14 protein-coding genes are annotated in these 17,977 nt (G+C 59.9%); 13 read left to right on the forward strand and 1 reads right to left on the reverse strand.

Annotation, left to right across the window (positions count from 1 at the left end; genetic code table 11):
- Nucleotides 1-70: 70 nt before the first annotated feature.
- Nucleotides 71-850 (reverse strand): PEP-CTERM sorting domain-containing protein, encoded by a 780-nt coding sequence (locus LPW11_RS14485; RefSeq protein WP_230994585.1) that lies wholly within the window; start codon nucleotides 848-850, stop codon nucleotides 71-73.
- Nucleotides 851-1,447: 597 nt separating this feature from the next.
- Between LPW11_RS14485 and prsT the strand changes: the two genes are divergently transcribed.
- The 13 genes from prsT to LPW11_RS14550 all read left to right on the forward strand — a co-directional run bounded on the left by prsT (nucleotide 1,448) and on the right by LPW11_RS14550 (nucleotide 17,960).
- Nucleotides 1,448-4,093, forward strand: coding sequence for an XrtA/PEP-CTERM system TPR-repeat protein PrsT (gene prsT / locus LPW11_RS14490; RefSeq protein WP_230994586.1), 2,646 nt, complete (start codon nucleotides 1,448-1,450; stop codon nucleotides 4,091-4,093).
- A gap of 52 nt (nucleotides 4,094-4,145) precedes the next feature.
- Nucleotides 4,146-5,531 carry a TIGR03013 family XrtA/PEP-CTERM system glycosyltransferase gene (locus LPW11_RS14495; protein ID WP_230994587.1) on the forward strand — a complete coding sequence of 462 codons (1,386 nt, stop codon included), beginning with the start codon at nucleotides 4,146-4,148 and terminating at the stop codon, nucleotides 5,529-5,531.
- Nucleotides 5,532-5,672: 141 nt separating this feature from the next.
- Nucleotides 5,673-6,479: a polysaccharide biosynthesis/export family protein gene (locus LPW11_RS14500; protein WP_230994588.1), complete on the forward strand. Its 807-nt coding sequence runs from the start codon at nucleotides 5,673-5,675 to the stop codon at nucleotides 6,477-6,479.
- Between the two features lie 80 nt (nucleotides 6,480-6,559).
- Entirely contained in the window at nucleotides 6,560-8,035 is a 1,476-nt protein-coding gene (locus LPW11_RS14505; RefSeq protein WP_230994589.1) for an XrtA system polysaccharide chain length determinant, read from the forward strand.
- A 24-nt stretch (nucleotides 8,036-8,059) separates the two neighbouring features.
- Nucleotides 8,060-8,896, forward strand: coding sequence for an XrtA-associated tyrosine autokinase (locus tag LPW11_RS14510; RefSeq protein ID WP_230994590.1), 837 nt, complete (start codon nucleotides 8,060-8,062; stop codon nucleotides 8,894-8,896).
- Between the two features lie 83 nt (nucleotides 8,897-8,979).
- Nucleotides 8,980-10,089, forward strand: a complete 1,110-nt coding sequence (locus tag LPW11_RS14515; RefSeq protein ID WP_230994591.1) for an XrtA/PEP-CTERM system-associated ATPase — start codon at nucleotides 8,980-8,982, stop codon at nucleotides 10,087-10,089.
- An 11-nt stretch (nucleotides 10,090-10,100) separates the two neighbouring features.
- A complete protein-coding gene (locus tag LPW11_RS14520) occupies nucleotides 10,101-11,372 on the forward strand; it encodes a TIGR03016 family PEP-CTERM system-associated outer membrane protein (protein WP_230994592.1) in 1,272 nt (423 codons plus the stop codon).
- A 39-nt stretch (nucleotides 11,373-11,411) separates the two neighbouring features.
- Nucleotides 11,412-12,554, forward strand: a complete 1,143-nt coding sequence (locus LPW11_RS14525) for a glycosyltransferase family 2 protein (RefSeq protein ID WP_230994593.1) — start codon at nucleotides 11,412-11,414, stop codon at nucleotides 12,552-12,554.
- The gene (locus LPW11_RS14530; RefSeq protein WP_230994594.1) at nucleotides 12,555-13,388 is read left to right on the forward strand and encodes a polysaccharide deacetylase family protein; all 834 of its coding nucleotides are present in this window, start codon (nucleotides 12,555-12,557) and stop codon (nucleotides 13,386-13,388) included.
- The gene (locus LPW11_RS14535) at nucleotides 13,385-14,542 is read left to right on the forward strand and encodes a glycosyltransferase (RefSeq protein ID WP_230994595.1); all 1,158 of its coding nucleotides are present in this window, start codon (nucleotides 13,385-13,387) and stop codon (nucleotides 14,540-14,542) included. Before LPW11_RS14530 ends, LPW11_RS14535 begins: the two co-directional genes overlap by 4 nt.
- On the forward strand, nucleotides 14,529-15,974 hold the full coding sequence (locus LPW11_RS14540; RefSeq protein ID WP_230994596.1) for a lipopolysaccharide biosynthesis protein: 1,446 nt from the start codon (nucleotides 14,529-14,531) through the stop codon (nucleotides 15,972-15,974). The genes LPW11_RS14535 and LPW11_RS14540 overlap by 14 nt, the downstream gene beginning before the upstream one ends.
- Before the next feature lie 7 nt (nucleotides 15,975-15,981).
- Nucleotides 15,982-17,058, forward strand: coding sequence for a glycosyltransferase WbsX family protein (locus LPW11_RS14545; RefSeq protein ID WP_230994597.1), 1,077 nt, complete (start codon nucleotides 15,982-15,984; stop codon nucleotides 17,056-17,058).
- The gene (locus tag LPW11_RS14550; RefSeq protein WP_230994598.1) at nucleotides 17,055-17,960 is read left to right on the forward strand and encodes a glycosyltransferase family 2 protein; all 906 of its coding nucleotides are present in this window, start codon (nucleotides 17,055-17,057) and stop codon (nucleotides 17,958-17,960) included. Before LPW11_RS14545 ends, LPW11_RS14550 begins: the two co-directional genes overlap by 4 nt.
- The last annotated feature ends 17 nt before the right edge of the window (nucleotides 17,961-17,977 follow it).

The following is a 17,977-nucleotide window of genomic DNA, read 5'->3' on the forward strand; positions in this document are numbered from 1 at the left end:
GAAATCGATGAAAAAAAAGGGCGACACGAGGCGGTGTCGCCCTTTCTTGTTATTATTCTATGCGATCAGCCTAGGCATTCTTGCGGCGCTTCCCGTAGATGGCAAGGCCGAGGAACCCCGCGCCCAGCAGCATCATGGTGCCCGGCTCCGGAACTGCGGAGATGTCCTTCATCAGGAAGACTGTGTCGTTGTAGTCATAGTCGCCGTACGGGTGATCTTCAAATGCGATGATCCAGTCATCGCCGCCGTCCATCGGCTCTGTCGTCGTGCCGGATTTAGTCATACGTGTAACCGAAGAGCCGTCCAGCAGTTGATAGGTCAGAGCCCTCACAGAGGAAAGAGCGGGGGTGGTGTTCTTGTCGTCTTCGGTGTACGACTTAAATTGTTCGACGGTATCGAGCCAGAAAAAGCCAAAGACGTTGCCAAAGTTTGGCACCAGAACGTTGTCGTCTGTGTCGCAGAGGTCTCCGTTCACAATGGAGAAGGTTGCGGCGGTACCAGGACTTGCCTGGCTACGGTCGATCAGGAAATGCTCCTGCCCGTTCTGGGAGTAGATGCCGAGCTTGCCATTGGAATGCGCGGTGTAGAGGCTTACCAGAAAGGTGGAACTGTTGGCGTCCACACTCTTCCAGAGAGCGGCCGTCGACTGGCTAGTTACCGCATTATAGAAGTTCTCGGTATTGTTGGGGCCCTTGACCTTGGCGTTCAGAATCTGCTGGAGGGAAAGTTCACCACCCGCAGAAGATGCACCGGGAACCACATCCCCGGGCCTGTCGTTGTATGGCAACGCGAACGCGCTGCCAGCGGTGAGAGTTGTAACAAGTGCCATCAATGCCAGTGTCCTTTTCATCTCTTCCTCCTTTTGTATTTAAAAAATGCATGGAACAAAAAGTTATTTCCCCTTAATGCAACCGCCGTGCCTGTTCTGTAACAGGCCGAAGTGGCGACGAACTGCTTGTCGCAGCCAGAGAGTGTGTAATGAAATCCGACACGCGAAAGATGCGCCACTCCGTCTGCCACCTCATGAGGGCGAGTATCTGGACCAACAGCCCTCACAACACGTCGGTCAGCCTGAGTCTCTATCCCGAAGGAGAAAGTGGGTTCAGACAGCACGACATTACCGCATTGAATGCGGTGTAAAAAAAATCGACAGTGAGACAACGAAATAAGAGAGCTAAGGGGGAGATTATTAATTTCGAGTGACCTGGGCCTGTACTAGATTCACCGCCTGCGGCTCCCGACCCTTCCTGGGAGCTGTATCGGAGAGGAACGGTGGCTCCAAATAGCCGCCATTCTGCATTAAATGGTACCTTTCATAAGAGCTAGTTGAATATTTGTGTTGAAAATTAGAAAGCGTTCTGTTAAGAAATCCGACATCAACATTAATGTCAAATTATTCACTGTTGGCTGTTGGCCCTGTTCCGTTATCGCCAAGGGGGGACCCGCGATGAAGTTCCTTACGATAATGCTGCTCATCTTGCTGACCTGCACCGCTTGCGGAAGCAAGACCAAAGAGGCGCTGTACGCAGAAGGGGTAAAAAAGCTCAAGGAATCGAACCCGGCCGCTGCGGTGGTGTTCTTCAAGAACGCGCTGGAAAAGGACGCGAACTTCAGCGATGCCCGCTTCGAACTGGGAAAGGCGTACGCGGCGCTCGGCAAAAACGAGCAGGCGGAAAAGGAGTTCCAGAAGGTCCTGAGCCAGAACCCCTCCCGCGACGACGTCCTGCTTGAACTCGCGCGGGTGAAGAATGCGTCGGGAAAGGGTGACGAGGCGGCTGCCCTCGCGGAGCAGTACCTCGCCAAGCACCCGGGGAATGTCGAGGGGCTCGAGGCGCTCGGCATCTCCTGCGCGGTGCGCAAGAAGTATCCGGAAGCGCAAAACTACCTCCTGCAGGCGCTGGCCGCCGATCCGAAACGGAGCACCACCAAGCTAGAGCTCGCTTCTGTCACCTTCGCCGCGGGAGATGCGGCAAAAGCGAAATCCCTCCTCACCGAAGTCCTCCAGTCCGAGCCGCGCAACTTCAAGGCTCTCTACCTCATGGCTACGCTCGAGAAGCGGCTCGGTAACAGCGACGCCGCGGCTGCCATCTATCAGAAAATAGTGCAGCTGGACGAGAACCAGATCAATGCACAGTACAAGCTCGGTCTCCTGAACCTGGAAAAACGGGACCTCGCCAAGGCCGATGCCGCGGCTGACGACATGATCAAGAAGTACCCCAAGAAGGGGGACGGCTACCGCCTGAAGGGGCTCGTCAGTTTCTACCGCAAAAACTACACGGAGGCGATGGCCTCCCTGCAGCAGTCCCTCAAGCTCTCCCCGACCCTCGAGGGGTACCACTTCCTCGGGCTTTGCTACTACAACAAGGGGGAGCTGGAAAACGCCCTCAGCCAGTTCAGGATCATCCTCGACCGGGTCCCCACCTCGCGCCAGGCGAGGCTCATGACAGCAGAAACCCTCCTTGCCCAGAAAAGGACGGAAGACGCCATCACGGAAATCAAGAGGGTCATCGCCGCCGACGATTCCGATGCAGTCGCCCACAACCTGCTCGGCACAGCCTACATGTCCCAGGGGATGTTCAACGAGGCGATGCGCGAGCTGAACCGTGCCACGCAGCTCGATCCGAAGCTCGTCACCGCGCATCTTAAAAAAGGGTACTTCTACTTCAGCAGAGGGAAGAATGAAGAGGGGGAAACGGAGCTTGCCACAGCCGTGCAGGCGGCACCGAACGTCCTCAACACCCGTCTCCTCCTGGCCTCCTACTACCAGAGGCAGGGGAAGAGCGCGAAGGCGCTCTCGGTGCTGCAGGCAGGGCTGAACGGCGGGAAGGGGGATGCGCCCCTTTACAACGCCGTTGCCGCACTCCAGTTTTCTGGCGGACAGAAGGCCGAGGGGGTGAAGGCGCTGGAGAATGCCAAGCGGGTCGACCCCTCCTTTCCTGCCTCCTACCACAACCTTGCCGGCTACTACGCCGCCTCCGGCGATTACCCGCGCGCCATCGCCGAACTGGGCGAGCTTCTGAAGAAAGATCCGAAAAACATGCGGGGTCTCCTCGGCATCGCGACTCTCAGCGAGGTCAGCGGCAAGGACGCCGAGGCCCTGCGCTATTATCAGAAAGCTGCGGAGACAAACGCTCCGGAAGGGATCCTCGCCCTCGCGGGTTACCATCAGAAGAAGGGGGCTCCGCAAAAGGCGCTCTCGGCCATCGATGACGCACTGAAGCAGAACAACCGGGTGGTACCTCTCCTGGAGGCGAAAGGGCGGATACTTCTCTCCCAGAAGGAGACGAGCAAGGCTATTAAAGTATTCGACGAGGTGGAAGCCCTCGACCAGGAGAAAGGTATAGCACTGAAGATTTCCGCCTATGTCGCTGCCCGCAACGGAGCAAAAGCGATCGACGAGGCAGGGAGACTGATCGCCAAACACCCGGGGGGAGCGCAAGGGTATCTCCTTCTTGCTTCGGTGTACCAGGGGGTGAACGATCTGAACTCCGCCATAGCAGAGGCGAACAAGGCGGTAAAGGCGGATCCGAAGAGTGTGGAGGCGCGCCTCATGCTCGGGAGGCTTCATCAGGCGAAGAAGGATTTCACGTCGGCGGCCGCCTACTATCAGGAGGCTCTGAAGGTAAAACCGGACTCGGTTCCCGCGCAATTTGCCGTCGCGTCACTTCTGGACGCCACCGGAAAGAAGAAGGAGGCGGTGGCGAGGTATCGGGCGATCGTGGATCACGGCGAGAGCTATGTTCCGGCGCTCAACAATCTCGCCTACCTCTACGCCGACGGATACGGCAAGAAGGAAGAAGCGCTCCGGCTGGCGATCACCGCTTTCAAGCTGCAGCCGGGAGATGCGGGGGTGCTCGACACCCTTGGTTATGCACTTCTGAAAAACGGCCGCTACCCCGACTCCATAAAGGCCCTCGAGCGTGCGGCGACCCTCATGCCCTCCGATCCGACCGTGAAATACCACCTGGGGCTCGCCTACCATCAGAGCGGCAACAAAGCGAAGGCGCAGCAGGCGCTGGCGCAGTGCCTCTCCCTTGGGGAGTGCGCCGACACACCCGCTGCCCGGACGTTACTGGCACAGGTAAAGAAGTAGCGCTCTTGCGCAGGCGGGCGCGAGGCTCGTCTACTGGAGGGAGTAACCGCTCATGGATCTGCGCTTTGCCCTGATGTTGCTGTCTGACGCGCTTCTTGCCATTGCCGCCCTAATGGCGGCGCTGGTGCTGCGCTTTGGCACCCTGGCCATGCCCGAGGAGTGGCAGGCCGATCACGGCATCAAGGCCTGCGGCATTTTTGTAACCGTCGTGCTTCTTTCGTCGCACCTCATGGAGGTCTACAACCTCCCGAGGGAAAGCCGCAAGAGGGAGATCTTCATCGCCTCCCTGCAAGGAGGGGGCGCCGCCTTCTTCCTCCTTTCGGTGGTGTACTACCTCGACCCTTCCGTCATGCTCGGCAGGGGGCTCCTCTTTTTTGCACTGGCGCTTTTTATCATCTTTCAGTTCGTGTGGCATGCCATCTCCGATTCGGAGGCGCGCCGCTCCCCCTTCGCACAGCGCGTCCTCATTCTCGGGACCGGGGATCTCGCCTGCCAGCTCGGGGGGCTCCTAACCTCCCAGTGCGGCGCCTTCGCCCTCGCCGGCTTTCTTGAGTGCCGGGAGAAGGAACACCCGGAGGAGACGGTGCACCAGCCCCACCTCTTCCAGGCGCAGATCATCAGAAAGGAAGGGGACCTCCTGGAGACGGCGCGCAAGCACAAGGTCGGCATGATCGTCGTCGCCCTGGCGGAGAAGCGGGGGGTCCTGCCGCTGCAGGAGATGATGCGCTGCAAGCTGAACGGGATAGAGGTGGTCGACGCCCCCACCTTTTACGAGATCGTGCAGGGGAAGCTCCTTCTGGAGCAGATGACGCCGAGCTGGATCATCTTCTCCAGCGGCTTTCGCAGGACCGCCCTCATAGCGATTTACAAGCGCTGCTTCGACATCTTCCTCTCTCTGATAGGAATCGTGCTGAGCGCGCCTCTCTTCCCCTTCATCGCCTTGGCCATAAAGCTCGACTCCCGCGGTCCCGTCTTTTTCCAGCAGGTGAGGGTGGGGAGTGGCGAAAAGCCCTTCATGCTGTACAAATTCAGGAGCATGACCCAGGACGCGGAGAGAAACGGCGCGGTATGGGCGTCAAAGAACGACGCGCGGGTGACCCGGGTCGGGCGCATCCTCAGGAACTCCCGCATAGACGAACTGCCCCAGCTCTACAACGTCCTCAGGGGGGACATGAGCTTCATCGGGCCGCGTCCGGAGCGGCCGGAGTTTGTGGAATCCCTGAAGAAGGAGATTTTTTACTACTCCAAACGGCACAGCATAAAGCCGGGGCTGACCGGCTGGGCGCAGGTGCGCTACCCCTACGGAGCGACCGTGGAAGACGCGGTGGAGAAACTGCGCTACGACCTCTACTACATAAAGAACCTTTCGCTGCTGCTCGACTCGCAGATCATATTCGAGACGGTAAAGGTGGTGCTCTTCGGGCGCGGCGGCAGGTGATCGCCCCGTGGGGGGACTGAGTTGGGGGGACTGGCTCCTTCGTTAGAAGGTGCCTGTCCCCTTGCGCAAACTTGTCCCCTTCCGCACGCTGTCCCCTTCCGCAAACGACGCGACGCTCTTTTTTCGAAGAAGGAGAAGGCCATGAAGCTGAAACTGATGCTGGCGATCCTGGTGATTTTTCTGATGGTACCGGCCGCTTCCTTTGCCGTCGACTACGTCATCGGCGAGGGTGACAGTCTGGACATCTCCGTATGGGGGGTGAAGGAGCTCAACTTCGCGGTGAAGGTCCGCCCCGACGGAAAGATCACCGTCCCCGGGCTCGGCGAGGTCGTCGCCAGCGGCATGACCCCGAGCAAGCTGCAGACCTCACTCGCGGACAGGCTGAAGGAGCTCGTGAAGAACCCGATAGTGACGGTCACCGTGAAGGAGATAACGAACAGCAAGGTGTACATCTTTGGCGGCGGCGTGAAGTCCACAGTGTACGAGCTTTCCCGGCGCACCTCGCTCCTGCAGCTTCTGTGCATCCTCTCCGACCTGAAGGGGGCGGATCTGAACCGCGCCTACCTTTTGCGAAACGGGCAGAAGGTGAAGAGCAACCTGCAGAAACTCTTCGTCGGCGGCGACGTGCAGGAGGATCTCCTTCTCGAGACCGGCGACGCCCTCTTTCTCCCGGTCCTTCTGGACAAGAGCGTCTACGTTCTCGGCGCCGTGAATGCCCCGAAGGCGATCGAGTACCGCGAGGGTATGAAGGTGATGGAGGCGATCCTCGAGGCGGGGGGCTTCACCAAGTTCGCCGACCAAAACGACGTGCAGGTAAAGAGAAAGAGCGGAAAGGACGCCCTCTCCTTCGACGTAAAGGCAAAGCGCCTCTTCAAGGAAGGGGATCTCAGCCAGAACATCGAGCTGAAGGCGGGGGATTACGTGATGGTGAAGGAGAGTTTCTTCTAGAAACGGCGGAGGGTGCGCCCTCCGGAACGTTCATGAGCTGGAAAACGTACAGAGATAGCGGTTCCTCCACGAGGTGTCCCATGCAGTCTTCCGAAATGGACTACAAAAAGTACCTGCAGCTGGTACTAAACCACAAAGAGCGGTTCGTGGTCGTCGCGCTTCTCATCATGACGCTCGCGTTTGCGGTGAGCTTCGTCCTCCCGAGGAAGTACCAGGCGACGAGCACCGTATTCATCGAGAAGAACGTGATCAGCGAGCTGGTGAAGGGGATCACCGTGACCCCCTCCATGGAAGACACCATCAACGTCCTTACCTATGCAATCACCAGCCGCACCCTTCTCACGAAGGTCATCGACAGTCTGGACATGAACCTCAGCAAGAACCAGACGGAGATGGAAGCGCTCATCAAGACGCTGCAGAAAAACACCACGGTGAAGGTAAAAGACAAGAATCTCTTCACCATCTCCTTTCTGGACCAGAACCCCCGAGTGGCCAGGGACTTCGTGAACACCCTCGTGCGCCTCTACATCGAGGAGAACATCTCCTCCAAGCGCGGCGAGTCGTACGACGCCACGAAGTTCCTCTCGGAGCAGATCGACACCTTCAACGAGAAGCTGGAGAAGGCCGAGGCAGAGGTTAACGCCTACAAAAGGGACAACGGCGGCATCATTTCCATCGACGAGGGGAAGCTCTTCGAGGAGATCAACACCGCCCAGCAAAAGCTCTATGACCTGCAGCTCAGGCGCCGCCAGTTGGAAGGGATGCGCCAGGTGACGAGAAAATCGAACGACCCCCTGCAGGCGAAGCTCTCCGCCCTGCAAAAACGCCTCGATGATCTGCGGGTGCAGTACACCGACAGCTACCCCGAGGTCGTCAGCGTACGGAGCGACATCGAGACGGTAAGGGAGCAGCTGAGGGCTCGCAAGGGAGCGGAGGCGCAGCCTCTGGAACCGCAGGAACTCGCGAAGATAGAGTCGGAGATAGATGCGATAAAGGTGACCGAGGAAGGGCTCAGGCGCTACGTGGCGAACAACAGGAGGATCCTGCAGTCGATACCGACGGCGAAAGCGGGGCTGGAAAAGCTCGAGCTGGAAAAGAAGAACCAGAAGGCGATCTACGACCAGCTCTTCTCCCGCCACGGCCAGTCGGAGGTCTCGAAGCAGATGGAGGTGCAGGACAAGTCCACCACCTTCCGCGTCGTCGATCCGGCAGTCCTCCCGGTGAAGCCGTCCAGCCCGGATCGCCTGAAGATCATGCTGCTGGGGATGATTGGGGGGCTTGCCGGGAGCTTCGGCATCCTCTTCCTCCTCGACCAGCTCGACACCTCCGCAAAAGACGTGGAGTTCGTGAAAGAGCTCGGCTTGCCGGTCCTCGCGGTGATCCCCCGCATGACCGACCCGGTGCAGGTTGCGGCAAGGAAGAAGCGCAGCCGCCGCATCTTCTGCCTCGCGGGGGTCTACTTCATGCTGATGCTCGTCTTCCCGGCGATGGAGGTACTGAATCTTACCTACATGGACCGGGCACTGGACAAGGTTTACGCCGGCGGGTCGCATTAGGCGGCCGCCAGATGTGAGGTAGCTATGAGCAGAATCGAAGTGGCGATGGAAAAGGCTGCCCGGCTCCGGCAGGAGCGGGAGGTGGCGGGCGAGCCGGCTGCAGCGCCTCACCCCGCAGCGGCTCCACCGAAGAGACCTGCGGCAGCGTCAGCGCAATACGGGGTACTGTCGCCGACGGACCCGTTCCTCGTGAACCTGCACGACCCGCACTCGGCAACGGCCGAGGAATACCGGAAGCTCAAGTCGGCGCTGGTGAAGATGACCACCGGCGAGGTGTTCCGCAACACGATCATGGTGACGAGCTCCGTGCCGTGCGAGGGGAAAAGCCTCACCGCGCTCAATCTCGCCGTCAGCCTCTCCCAGGAGCTCGATCACACGGTGCTCCTGGTGGACGCGGACCTGCGCCGCCCCTCGGTGCACCGCTACCTCAACGTGGAGCAGGGGGTGGGGCTTGCCGACGTCCTGACCGGCAAGGCGCAGATCGGGGAGACGATCGTTCCCACGGGGATCGGGAAGCTCTCCGTCATCAGGGCGGGGTCGCAGGTGGACAACCCGGCGGAGCTCTTTTCGTCGCAGCACAACAAGGCGGTCATCGCGGAGCTGAAGAACCGCTATCCGGACCGCTACATAATAATCGACACCCCGCCGGTACTCCCCTTTGCGGAGTCGCGCTCGCTGGCGCATCTCGTGGACGGGGTTCTCTTCGTTGTCATGGAGCGCCTGGCCTCGCAGGCAAACATCAGGGAGGCGGTGGAGTCCCTGAAGGGATGCCCGATCCTCGGGACGGTGTACAACGCGGCCGCCGTCGACGGCACCGACAGCCGTTACTCGTACTATCAGGGGTACGAGCGCACCGAGTGACCTTGTTGTAGCAAGGCGGGGATCGCGTGCGAGCTTCCGGCGCACAGACTCTTCCGCTCCTTTCCCGTAATGCAGGAGTTCCCATGTACGAGGCATTCTTCGGCCTGCGAAAAAAACCGTTCGAACTGGTGCCCGACCCGGAGTTCATCTACCTGAGCCGCTCGCACCGCAAGGCTCTTATCTATCTCGATTACGGCATCAGGGAGCGGGCCGGGTTCATTCTCCTCACCGGCGACGTCGGGTCAGGGAAGACCACCCTCATCCGAGACATCCTGAACAAGGGGTACGCCAACGTCACCCTTTCGAAGATATTCAACACGCGCGTGACCGCGGAGCAGCTCCTTGCGATGATAAACGACGACTTCGGCCTTCCGGTGGCGGGGAAGGACAGGGTGTCGCTCATGCGCGACCTGAACGATTTCCTCCTGGAGCAGTATGCCGCTGGGCACCAGCCGATCCTCATCATCGACGAGGCGCAGAATCTCGAGGCGGATCTTCTGGAAGACATCCGCATGCTCTCGAACCTGGAGAGCGCCCATGGAAAGCTCCTGCAGATCGTCCTGGTGGGGCAGCCCGAGTTGCGCGAGACGCTCGCGGCGCCCGAGCTTTTGCAGCTGAGGCAGCGGATCAGCATCAACTGCCACCTGAAGGCGCTCGGCCGCGAGGAGATGACAGAGTACGTCCTGCACCGCATGGAGGTCGCGGGGAACCGCGAGGCGCTGATCTTTCCGCGGGAGACGCTCGATCTCGTGTACCAGTACAGCAGGGGGATCCCGAGGCTCATCAACATCATCTGCGACTTCCTCATGCTCTCCGCTTTTGCGGAGGAGGTGCGGGAAATCACCCTGGAGATGGCGCGCGACGTGGTGGGGGATCTCGATTTCGAGCAGCACTTCTGGGGGGGAGGTGAAGGGGAAGGGCCTTCGACCCACTCCGCCGTCGTCGCCGCAACCGGCGTCACGGCGCAAGGCGGCGAGATCGTGGCGGCGCTGGGCGAACTCGCCGGGCTCCTCGCCCTCCTGCGGGACGATTTCAACGCCCACGTGGAGAAGGATGAACGGGCGATATCGGAGCTCGGGGCGAATCTGGCGAGGCTGAATGGGGCGCTGGCGCAGCTTGAGGTCCAGACTAACCTGCGTCAGCCTGAGGTGGGGCTGGTGAGAAGGCTCTTCGGGGCGACCGAGAAGCCATGAGAGGAGCTGGCGTGAAAAGAGCGGCAGCCGCACTCTGTGCTTTCGGAGCAGCATGGTCCTGTGGCACTGCGCTCGCCGCCGAGTTCGAGTTCCACCCCTCCCTCGGGTTGAGCGAAGAGTACAGCGATAACATCCTGGAGACCTCCACGGGGAGAAAGAGCGACTTCGTGACCCGCGTGCTCCCGGGCGCCTCCCTTCTCTACCGGAGCGGGTCGCTCAGCGCCGACGCGCGGTACACCTTCGAGTACAGGCACTTCGCGAAAGGGTGGAAAGAGGACGAGGAGGTCCACACCCTGGCTCTCGGCGGACACGCCGCGCTCTTTGAGAATTTCCTCTTTGTCGATGTGAGCGACTCCCTGAGCCGCAGGTCCCTCGACGTGACCCGCGACACCACGACAGAGAGCCTCTTTTCCGACCAGACCGACGAAAACCGCGCCACCGTCTCCCCCTATCTTCTCTGGCGGCTGGCGGAAAAGATAACGCTGAAGACAGGGTACCGGTACACCGACGTGCGCTACTGGGAAGCTTCGGGCGCGACGGAGAGTTCGGGATCGACCTCCGCCATAGACAGGCGGGAGCACAGGGGGTATGCGGACCTGACCCATGAGCTGACCGCGCGCCTGTCGCTCAACGCCTCCTACTCCTACGGCTCGGTAAATACCGACATCGCCGACTACACGGAGCACAACGTATCAGGCGGAGCCCGCTTCGAGTATGCAGACAAGTGCTTTGTCTATGGCAGTATCGGCAACAGCTGGCAGGACTTCGATAACGGAAGGGACGCCAGCAACTTTTTCTGGAACGCCGGAGTCACCCACGACTTCGTCGTCTTCACCGGAACGCTGGAGGGGCTGGTGCGCTACTCCGACGACCCGCTCACCGTCTCCACGAAAGAGACGAGGTACAGTGCGACGCTTGAAAAGCGGATGGACAGCGGGACGATGGGGTTCTCCGTAGTGAGGTCCGAGTTCGATGCAGAGGAGACGCTCTCCCTTGCAGCCGAGTCGGACAGGAAAGTCACCGCCATAAACCTGTTCACCCGTCAGGAGCTTTCGTCCAGGCTCGCAGTCGCACTGGCACTGACCGGTGACAAGGTGACCCGCGACGAAGGGACAGGATACCCGTACCACTTCAGCGGCAGCGCAAGCGTAACCTACAGCTTCCCGTACGAAATCAGCACCGCGCTGACGTACACGCACACGGAGTACCGCTACGAAATCGAGGAGTCGGCAGGGGGACGCCAGACAAACAGGGTGATCCTTGATGTGAGGAAGGTTTTCTAGATACATGCTATGAACATTGTCATGTAGAAAGGCTTTGCTTTGGTATTTCTCTTTTGGATCAGTTTCGCCTTCGTATTCTACACCTACCTTGGCTATCCGCTGTGCCTCGCGGTTCTCAAGAAGGTAAGGCCGCGTCCTGTCAAAAAAGTGGAATTCTTCCCTCTTGTCTCTGTTGTCATCGCAGCGTGCAATGAAGAGCAGAACATCATGAGGCGGCTGGAGAACCTGCTGGCCCAGGACTATCCATCGGACCGGCTGGAGATCATCCTCGTCTCCGATGGCTCTGAGGACCGCACCGTCGAACACGCGCTGCGTGTCGCTGGCGAGAAGGTGAGGATCGTGGAGTTGCCGTCTAGACAGGGGAAGGCGGAGGCGTTGAACGCGGGGGTCCCTTGGGCCATCGGGGACATCATCGTCTTCTGTGACGCCCGTCAGACCTTCGAGGAGGATGCTATCCGCCAGTTGGTGGCGAACTTCTGGGACGAGACGGTCGGTTGCGTCAGCGGTGAGTTGATGCTGCACAAGACCACCTCGAGCGGTATCCAGGTGGAAATGGGGGCGTACTGGCAGTATGAGAAATGGATCAGGAAGGCCGAGAGCAGCTGCGGTTCGGTTGTCGGGGCGACGGGCGCAATTTACGCGATCCGGCGGTCGTTGTACCGCACCCTGCCGCAGGGGACCCTCCTTGACGACGTGATGATCCCGATGCAGGTGGTGCTGCAGGGGTACCGCACCATCTTTGACGGGAGCGCCAAGGCCCACGACATCGTCTCCGGTCAGATGACACAGGAGTGGGTGCGCAAGGTAAGGACCCTTGGTGGGAACTGGCAGCTCATGGGACTTCTCCCCTCTTTACTCTGCCCCTGGAAGAACCGCTGCTGCTGGCGCTTCGTTTCCCACAAGATGGGGCGGCTTCTGGTGCCTGTGGCGCTGCTGATGCTCGCCGGCTTAGGACCTCTGATCGAGGGATCGCTATACCTTTTCGCTACCTCTTTGCAAGTCGTCTTCTACGCACTGGCCGCCGTCGGTGCAGCACTTCCTGCGACCCGCAGCAGTAGGATGGTGCAAATGAGCTACTTTTTCGTGGTCATGAACCTGGCGGCCCTAGCGGGGTTCTGGCGCTGGCTCAGAGGGGACAGCTCCACGCTGTGGCGTCCCGCGTATCTCGAGGGAGGAAACTAGGTGGTCGCGGTGCCGGTGCTCATGTACCACGCTCTCGAGGCTCCCGGGCACGCCTCCGGGATAGACGACCCGGGAGAGGGGGTGTATCTGCTGCAGGCAGAAGAGTTCCGCGCCCAGATGGACTTCCTGAAGAGGGAAGGTTACCACACTCTCCTTCTGGACGAGGTCCTCTCCGAGAACCTTCCCTTTGGCAAGGCAGTGGTGTTGACCTTTGACGACGGGCATGACTCCAACTATCACCTGGCCCTCCCCATCCTTCAGGAGTACGGTTTCCGGGCCGAGTTTTTCATCACCACGGACTGGATCGGCACCCCACACTACCTCACCATGGCGCAGGTGAGAGCGCTTGGGCGGGGGGGGATGGGGATTGGCAGCCACGCCGCCAGCCACCGACTCCTGAGCGATCTCCCGGCCGTGGAACAGGAACGGGAGCTGGGACATTCGAAGCGGGTGCTGGAGGAGATCCTTGATCGCGAAATCCTCTTCTTCTCCGCCCCGGGGGGCAGGTTCGATGCCGGCAGCGCGGCCCGCGCGGAGAAGGCGGGTTATCGGGGCTTCTGCACCTCCCGCCCCTTTTTGTGGCACCGGCGGGGGGAGGGCACCATCCCCCGTTTTGCGGTACGAGGCGGTGACACCGCACTAGTCAAGGATGTGGTGCGACAAAGGGGGAGGACCCTGCTTGAGGTGGGAGTCACCTATCAACTCCTTAATGGCGTTAAAAGGCTGATGGGTAACGGTCTCTACAATCGGTTGCGCAGTATGGCCCTTGCGGTGCGCCCAACTCTCGCGACAGGGGAAGCGCAAAGCAATCCAGAAGGTACAGGTGCCGAGTGAAGTGTGGTTCGTTCATAATATTCTCCTCCGATGACTGGGGGTGGAAGACCAGCAAATACCAGGTCTCCATCCGACTGGCACGTGACAACACCGTCCTTTTCATCTCGTCGGTAGGCTTTCGTCCCCCTACCGCCTCGCGCGGGGACCTCGGGCGCATCTTTCGCAAGGTAAAGGATTTCCTGCGGGGGGTGAGGCAGGTGGAGCCGAACCTCTATGTGCTCACCCCTTTGATCATTCCCTTTTGGCGCGGCGGCTACGTGGAGAGGCTGAACGTCGGGCTGCTTGCTGTGCAGATCGCCTGGGCGCGGGTGAGGCTCAAGATCGCTGACCCCTATCTCCTCGTCTTCTCCCAGAACTGGCACGATCTGGTGGTGCGGCAAAAACGTCGCAAGCTGGTGTATTACTGCGTGGACGACCACTCGGGGTTCAGCGGCCTCAATGCCCAGTCCTTTCAAAAAAAGGACGAGGCCCTGACACAAGTCGCCGACCTGGTGCTCTGCTCCTCCCGGTTGCTCTACGAACGGAAGAGGGAGGTGTGCGGCCGGGTCGAGTATCTGCCGCACGGCGTCGACTACCATCATTTCTCCAGGGCTGTCCTCGACCCGGCGCTGCAGCCCCCCCCGGAGACGGCGCCATTGAAAAGGCCGGTGGTGGGCTTTTTCGGACATATCTCCTACGATTGGGTGGATGTGGATCTTTTGAAGCGTCTCGCGAAATCGCGCCCTTCCTGGACCGTGCTCCTCATCGGACGCTATTCCATCGCCGAAGACGAGTTCGCCTCCTTCCCCAACGTCGTATATGTCGGCGAAAAGGACTTTGCGGAGCTCCCCGCGTACTGCAAGGCAATGGATGTGGGGCTGATCCCCTTTCTGAAGTCGCGCCTCACCGATCATTGCAACCCTCTGAAGCTTTACGAGTACCTTGCCGCCGGTCTTCCCGTCGTTTCTACCGACATCCCGGAGGTGTCTTACTTCAAGGACCGCGTCCGGATCGCTGGTGACGCCGAACTCTTCATTGACGCCTGCGACGCGGCCGTAGCCGAGGGGGAGGTGCCCAGAAAGGCTCGTAGCGTCGCCATGGCCGGCTTCAGCTGGGACCGGCGGGTGGAGACAATCTGCATGTTGCTGAGGGAGGGAAACCGTGTCTCTGCGTAGAACGACCGCCCTCGGGATAGGGTACAACGCCCTCATCAGGGTTATGATGTTCGGCTGCCAGGGGGTCACCAGCATCATCCTGGCCCGCAGCCTGAAACCGAGCGACTACGGCATAGTGGGGTTCTCCCTGATCTTCGTCAATTTCTTTCGTAGTTTCAGCGATATGGGGCTGAATAACGCCTTAGTAAAGAATAAGACACTGGACGACCTGGAGGCGGGGACCGCCTTTGTGCTGCGGATTATACTCGGGATGACCGCGTGCCTCGTCGCTTACCTCGTTTCCATTCCGGCAGGATGGCTCTTCAGCAGCCCGCAGGTGGTACCGGCCATCCGTGCCCTCTCCGTCAACTTCCTCATCTCCGCCTTCGCGCTCCTCCCGGTCGCCTTCCTGAAACGAGAGCTGAACTACCGGCGCCTATCAATTTATGAACTGAGCATCACCGTGGTATCGTCCGTTGCCTCGATAGTCGCCGCCCTTCTAGGGTACGGCTTCTGGAGCATCGTCGCCGGCAACCTCCTGGCGACCGCCCTGTCGACAGTGCTGGTCAACCTCTTGCGGCCGACGCGCATCCTCCTTGCCTTTGACCGGAAGATCGCCAGGATCTTTCTCTCCTACGGAAGCCACATCTTCGTCTCCGGGTTGGTGGTCTACCTCATGCTCAACACGGACAACTTCATCGTCGGTGCTGCTTCGGGAACAGCGCTTCTCGGGTGCTACACCATCGCTTTCAACTGGGGCTCGATGGTGTGCACAATTTTGCAGGGGGTAGTGCTAAACGTCCTGTTTCCTACCTTCTCCCGCCTGGTACGCGAGGGGAAAAAGATCGAGAAACAGTATCTTGACGTGGTGGAGTACGTGGCATTTCTGGCTGTCGCCACCAACCTTACCTTGTTCATCGCCTCCCATGATTTCCTCCTTTACTTTCTCGGCAAAGGAGACCCGAAGTGGCTGCCGGCCCTGCCCGCCCTAAGGATCTTGTGCCTGTACGGCATCATCAGGGCGATCCTCGAGCCCATGGGACAGGTCATGCTGGCTCTGGGGAAGAGCGAGCTGATATCACGGGCCACGCTCATCGCCGCAGTGGTGGAGATCGTCGCCATCTATCCCGCCCTCAAGATCGGCGGCCTTGTGGGAGCCGCCGTCGTAGTGACGGTTGCATACGTCCTCCAATATTTTTACTACCTGCGTGTGCTCGCGGGGATCGTCGACCTCAAGGCCAGCGCCATCGGGCGGCGGGTACTGCCGGCATTGCTCGCCGCCCCGGCGGCTTGTGTCGGCCTCTTCGGACCAGGGACCGCTTCCCCCGGTCTGGTCGGTCTTTTTGTGAAGGTTATTCTGGCCGTGCTCTGTTATCTGGTCGCTTACGGCTTACTGACCCGATGGAAATTTTACCGTGAGATGCGCACCCTTATTCCCGCTCCCGCTCGCTGAGGAATTTATGAGGAAAAAAGTACGCGCCATTGCCTTCTATCTCCCCCAGTTCCATCCCGTTCCTGAAAACGACGCGTGGTGGGGACCCGGCTTCACCGAGTGGACCAATACCGCCAAGGCGAAACCGCTGTTCCGGGGGCATTACCAGCCCCACGTCCCCGCCGATCTCGGTTTCTACGACCTGCGCCTACCCGAGGCGCGCGTGGCGCAGGCGGCGATGGCCCGCGAATACGGCATCGAGGGGTTTTGCTATTACCATTACTGGTTCGGTGGCAAGCGCATCCTGGAGCGCCCCTTCGAGGAGGTGCTGGAAAGCGGCAAGCCGGACTTCCCTTTTTGCCTGTGCTGGGCAAACGAGACGTGGACGGGAGTGTGGCACGGGCTTGAAAAGCAGATCCTCATCGAGCAGACCTACCCGGAAGGGGAGGACCTGCGCCAGCACATCGAGTACCTGGTCAGGGCCTTTTGCGACCCGCGTTACATGAAGATAGAGGGAAAGCCCATTTTCCTGGTGTACCGGCCTCTGGACATCCCCATTTTGCAGAAGTTCGTCGGCGACCTGCGCCGCGCAGCAGAGAAGGCGGGGCTGAGCGGGGTGCACCTGGTAGGCGTCGTGACGCCGAGGAACTGGCAGCCCGATTCATCGGGGTTTGACGCCTCGGCGCGCCCCCTTTTGTCCCGCCGTAACTGGGTGTCGTTGCGTCACCCCGTCAAGTGGCTGCGTCATCGCTATCGCAAGCTATCCGGCAAGCCGATCATCCGCGACTACCGCACAGTGCTGCCGGAGCTCCTCCCCCCCCGGGTGCCCGGGATCACAGAGTATCCCTGCGTCTTTCCCAACTGGGACAATACGCCTCGCTGCGGCAGTAACGGCATCGTGCTTCACGGCTCCACTCCCGAGCTATTCCGCCTCCATTTGCGCCAAGCTCTGGATCTTACCGACGGGGTTCCCCCCGAAGGGAACCTTCTCTTCATCAAGTCCTGGAATGAATGGGCGGAGGGGAACCACCTCGAGCCCGATCTCAGGTATGGAAGGGCGTATCTGGAGGTGTTGCACGAAGAGCTGATCGGTGCCGGAGCATGAGCCGCATTTCGGTGATCATACCGGCCTACAATGCCGCAGCAACCATTGCAAGGGCGGTGCACTCCGTGCTGCGGCAGGAACTCGCGCCGTACGAAGTGATCGTGGTGGATGACGGCTCGCAGGACGGCACCTCACGCCTCGTCGAGGAGCGCTTCGCCGACCGGGTGAGGCTGGTGCGTCAGGCCAATGCCGGCCCTGCTGCCGCACGCAACCGCGGCATTAAGGAGGCTACTGCAGAGTATATAGCCTTTCTCGATGCGGACGACGAGTGGCATCCGGGAAAGCTGCAGATTCAACTTGCTGCATTTTCGGCCAACCCGGCGGCGGGACTGTGTTTCACGGACATGTCTCACTGGGAAAATGACGAAGAAGTTCACGTTTCGTACCTACACGAGCGTGGCTTCCGACACGTATCAGGGGGAGCTATCTACGAAAACCTGCTGCACGAATGCTTCGTGTTCACGCCTTCGGTCGTGATCCCGCGAGTTATTCTGGAGAGGGTTGGCGGCTTTAACGAGTGTCTGCGCATCGCCGAGGACTACGATCTCTGGTTGCGCATCGCGCACGACTACAACTTTATCTTCATCGACCAACCATTGTTGCGCAGACACCGAAACGCTCAAAACATAACGAACAACCTGTTGCTCTATGCTGAGGACTCCCTTTCGATGATGGAACAGCTCCTTACTCGACAAAAGGGGAATGCCCGCCATGAGGCCATCATTCGAAAGAGATTGTCGATAATGCATAATGACGCCGGATACCACTGCCGGCGTAAGGGAATGATGTCCCTTGCTCGACAGCACTACCTAAAAAGCCTGTCTCGTTGCCTCAACCTGATTTCCGCGAGGGGACTGCTGGCTACAATCTATCACGATATATTCTGGAAGAGCAGGTCCTAATACCGTTCTGCGTCGGA

Origin of the sequence: Geomonas sp. RF6, from assembly GCF_021044625.1 — a bacterium.
Taxonomy (GTDB): Bacteria; Desulfobacterota; Desulfuromonadia; order Geobacterales; family Geobacteraceae; genus RF6.

Bases quoted from the DNA above. Each gene is read 5' to 3' on its own strand.
- LPW11_RS14485 (WP_230994585.1), bottom strand. From the start codon at position 850: ATGAAAAGGACACTGGCATTGATGGCACTTGTTACAACTCTCACCGCT.
- prsT (WP_230994586.1), top strand. From the start codon at position 1,448: ATGAAGTTCCTTACGATAATGCTGCTCATCTTGCTGACCTGCACCGCT.
- LPW11_RS14495 (WP_230994587.1), top strand. From the start codon at position 4,146: ATGGATCTGCGCTTTGCCCTGATGTTGCTGTCTGACGCGCTTCTTGCC.
- LPW11_RS14500 (WP_230994588.1), top strand. From the start codon at position 5,673: ATGAAGCTGAAACTGATGCTGGCGATCCTGGTGATTTTTCTGATGGTA.
- LPW11_RS14505 (WP_230994589.1), top strand. From the start codon at position 6,560: ATGCAGTCTTCCGAAATGGACTACAAAAAGTACCTGCAGCTGGTACTA.
- LPW11_RS14510 (WP_230994590.1), top strand. From the start codon at position 8,060: ATGAGCAGAATCGAAGTGGCGATGGAAAAGGCTGCCCGGCTCCGGCAG.
- LPW11_RS14515 (WP_230994591.1), top strand. From the start codon at position 8,980: ATGTACGAGGCATTCTTCGGCCTGCGAAAAAAACCGTTCGAACTGGTG.
- LPW11_RS14545 (WP_230994597.1), top strand. From the start codon at position 15,982: ATGAGGAAAAAAGTACGCGCCATTGCCTTCTATCTCCCCCAGTTCCAT.
- LPW11_RS14550 (WP_230994598.1), top strand. From the start codon at position 17,055: ATGAGCCGCATTTCGGTGATCATACCGGCCTACAATGCCGCAGCAACC.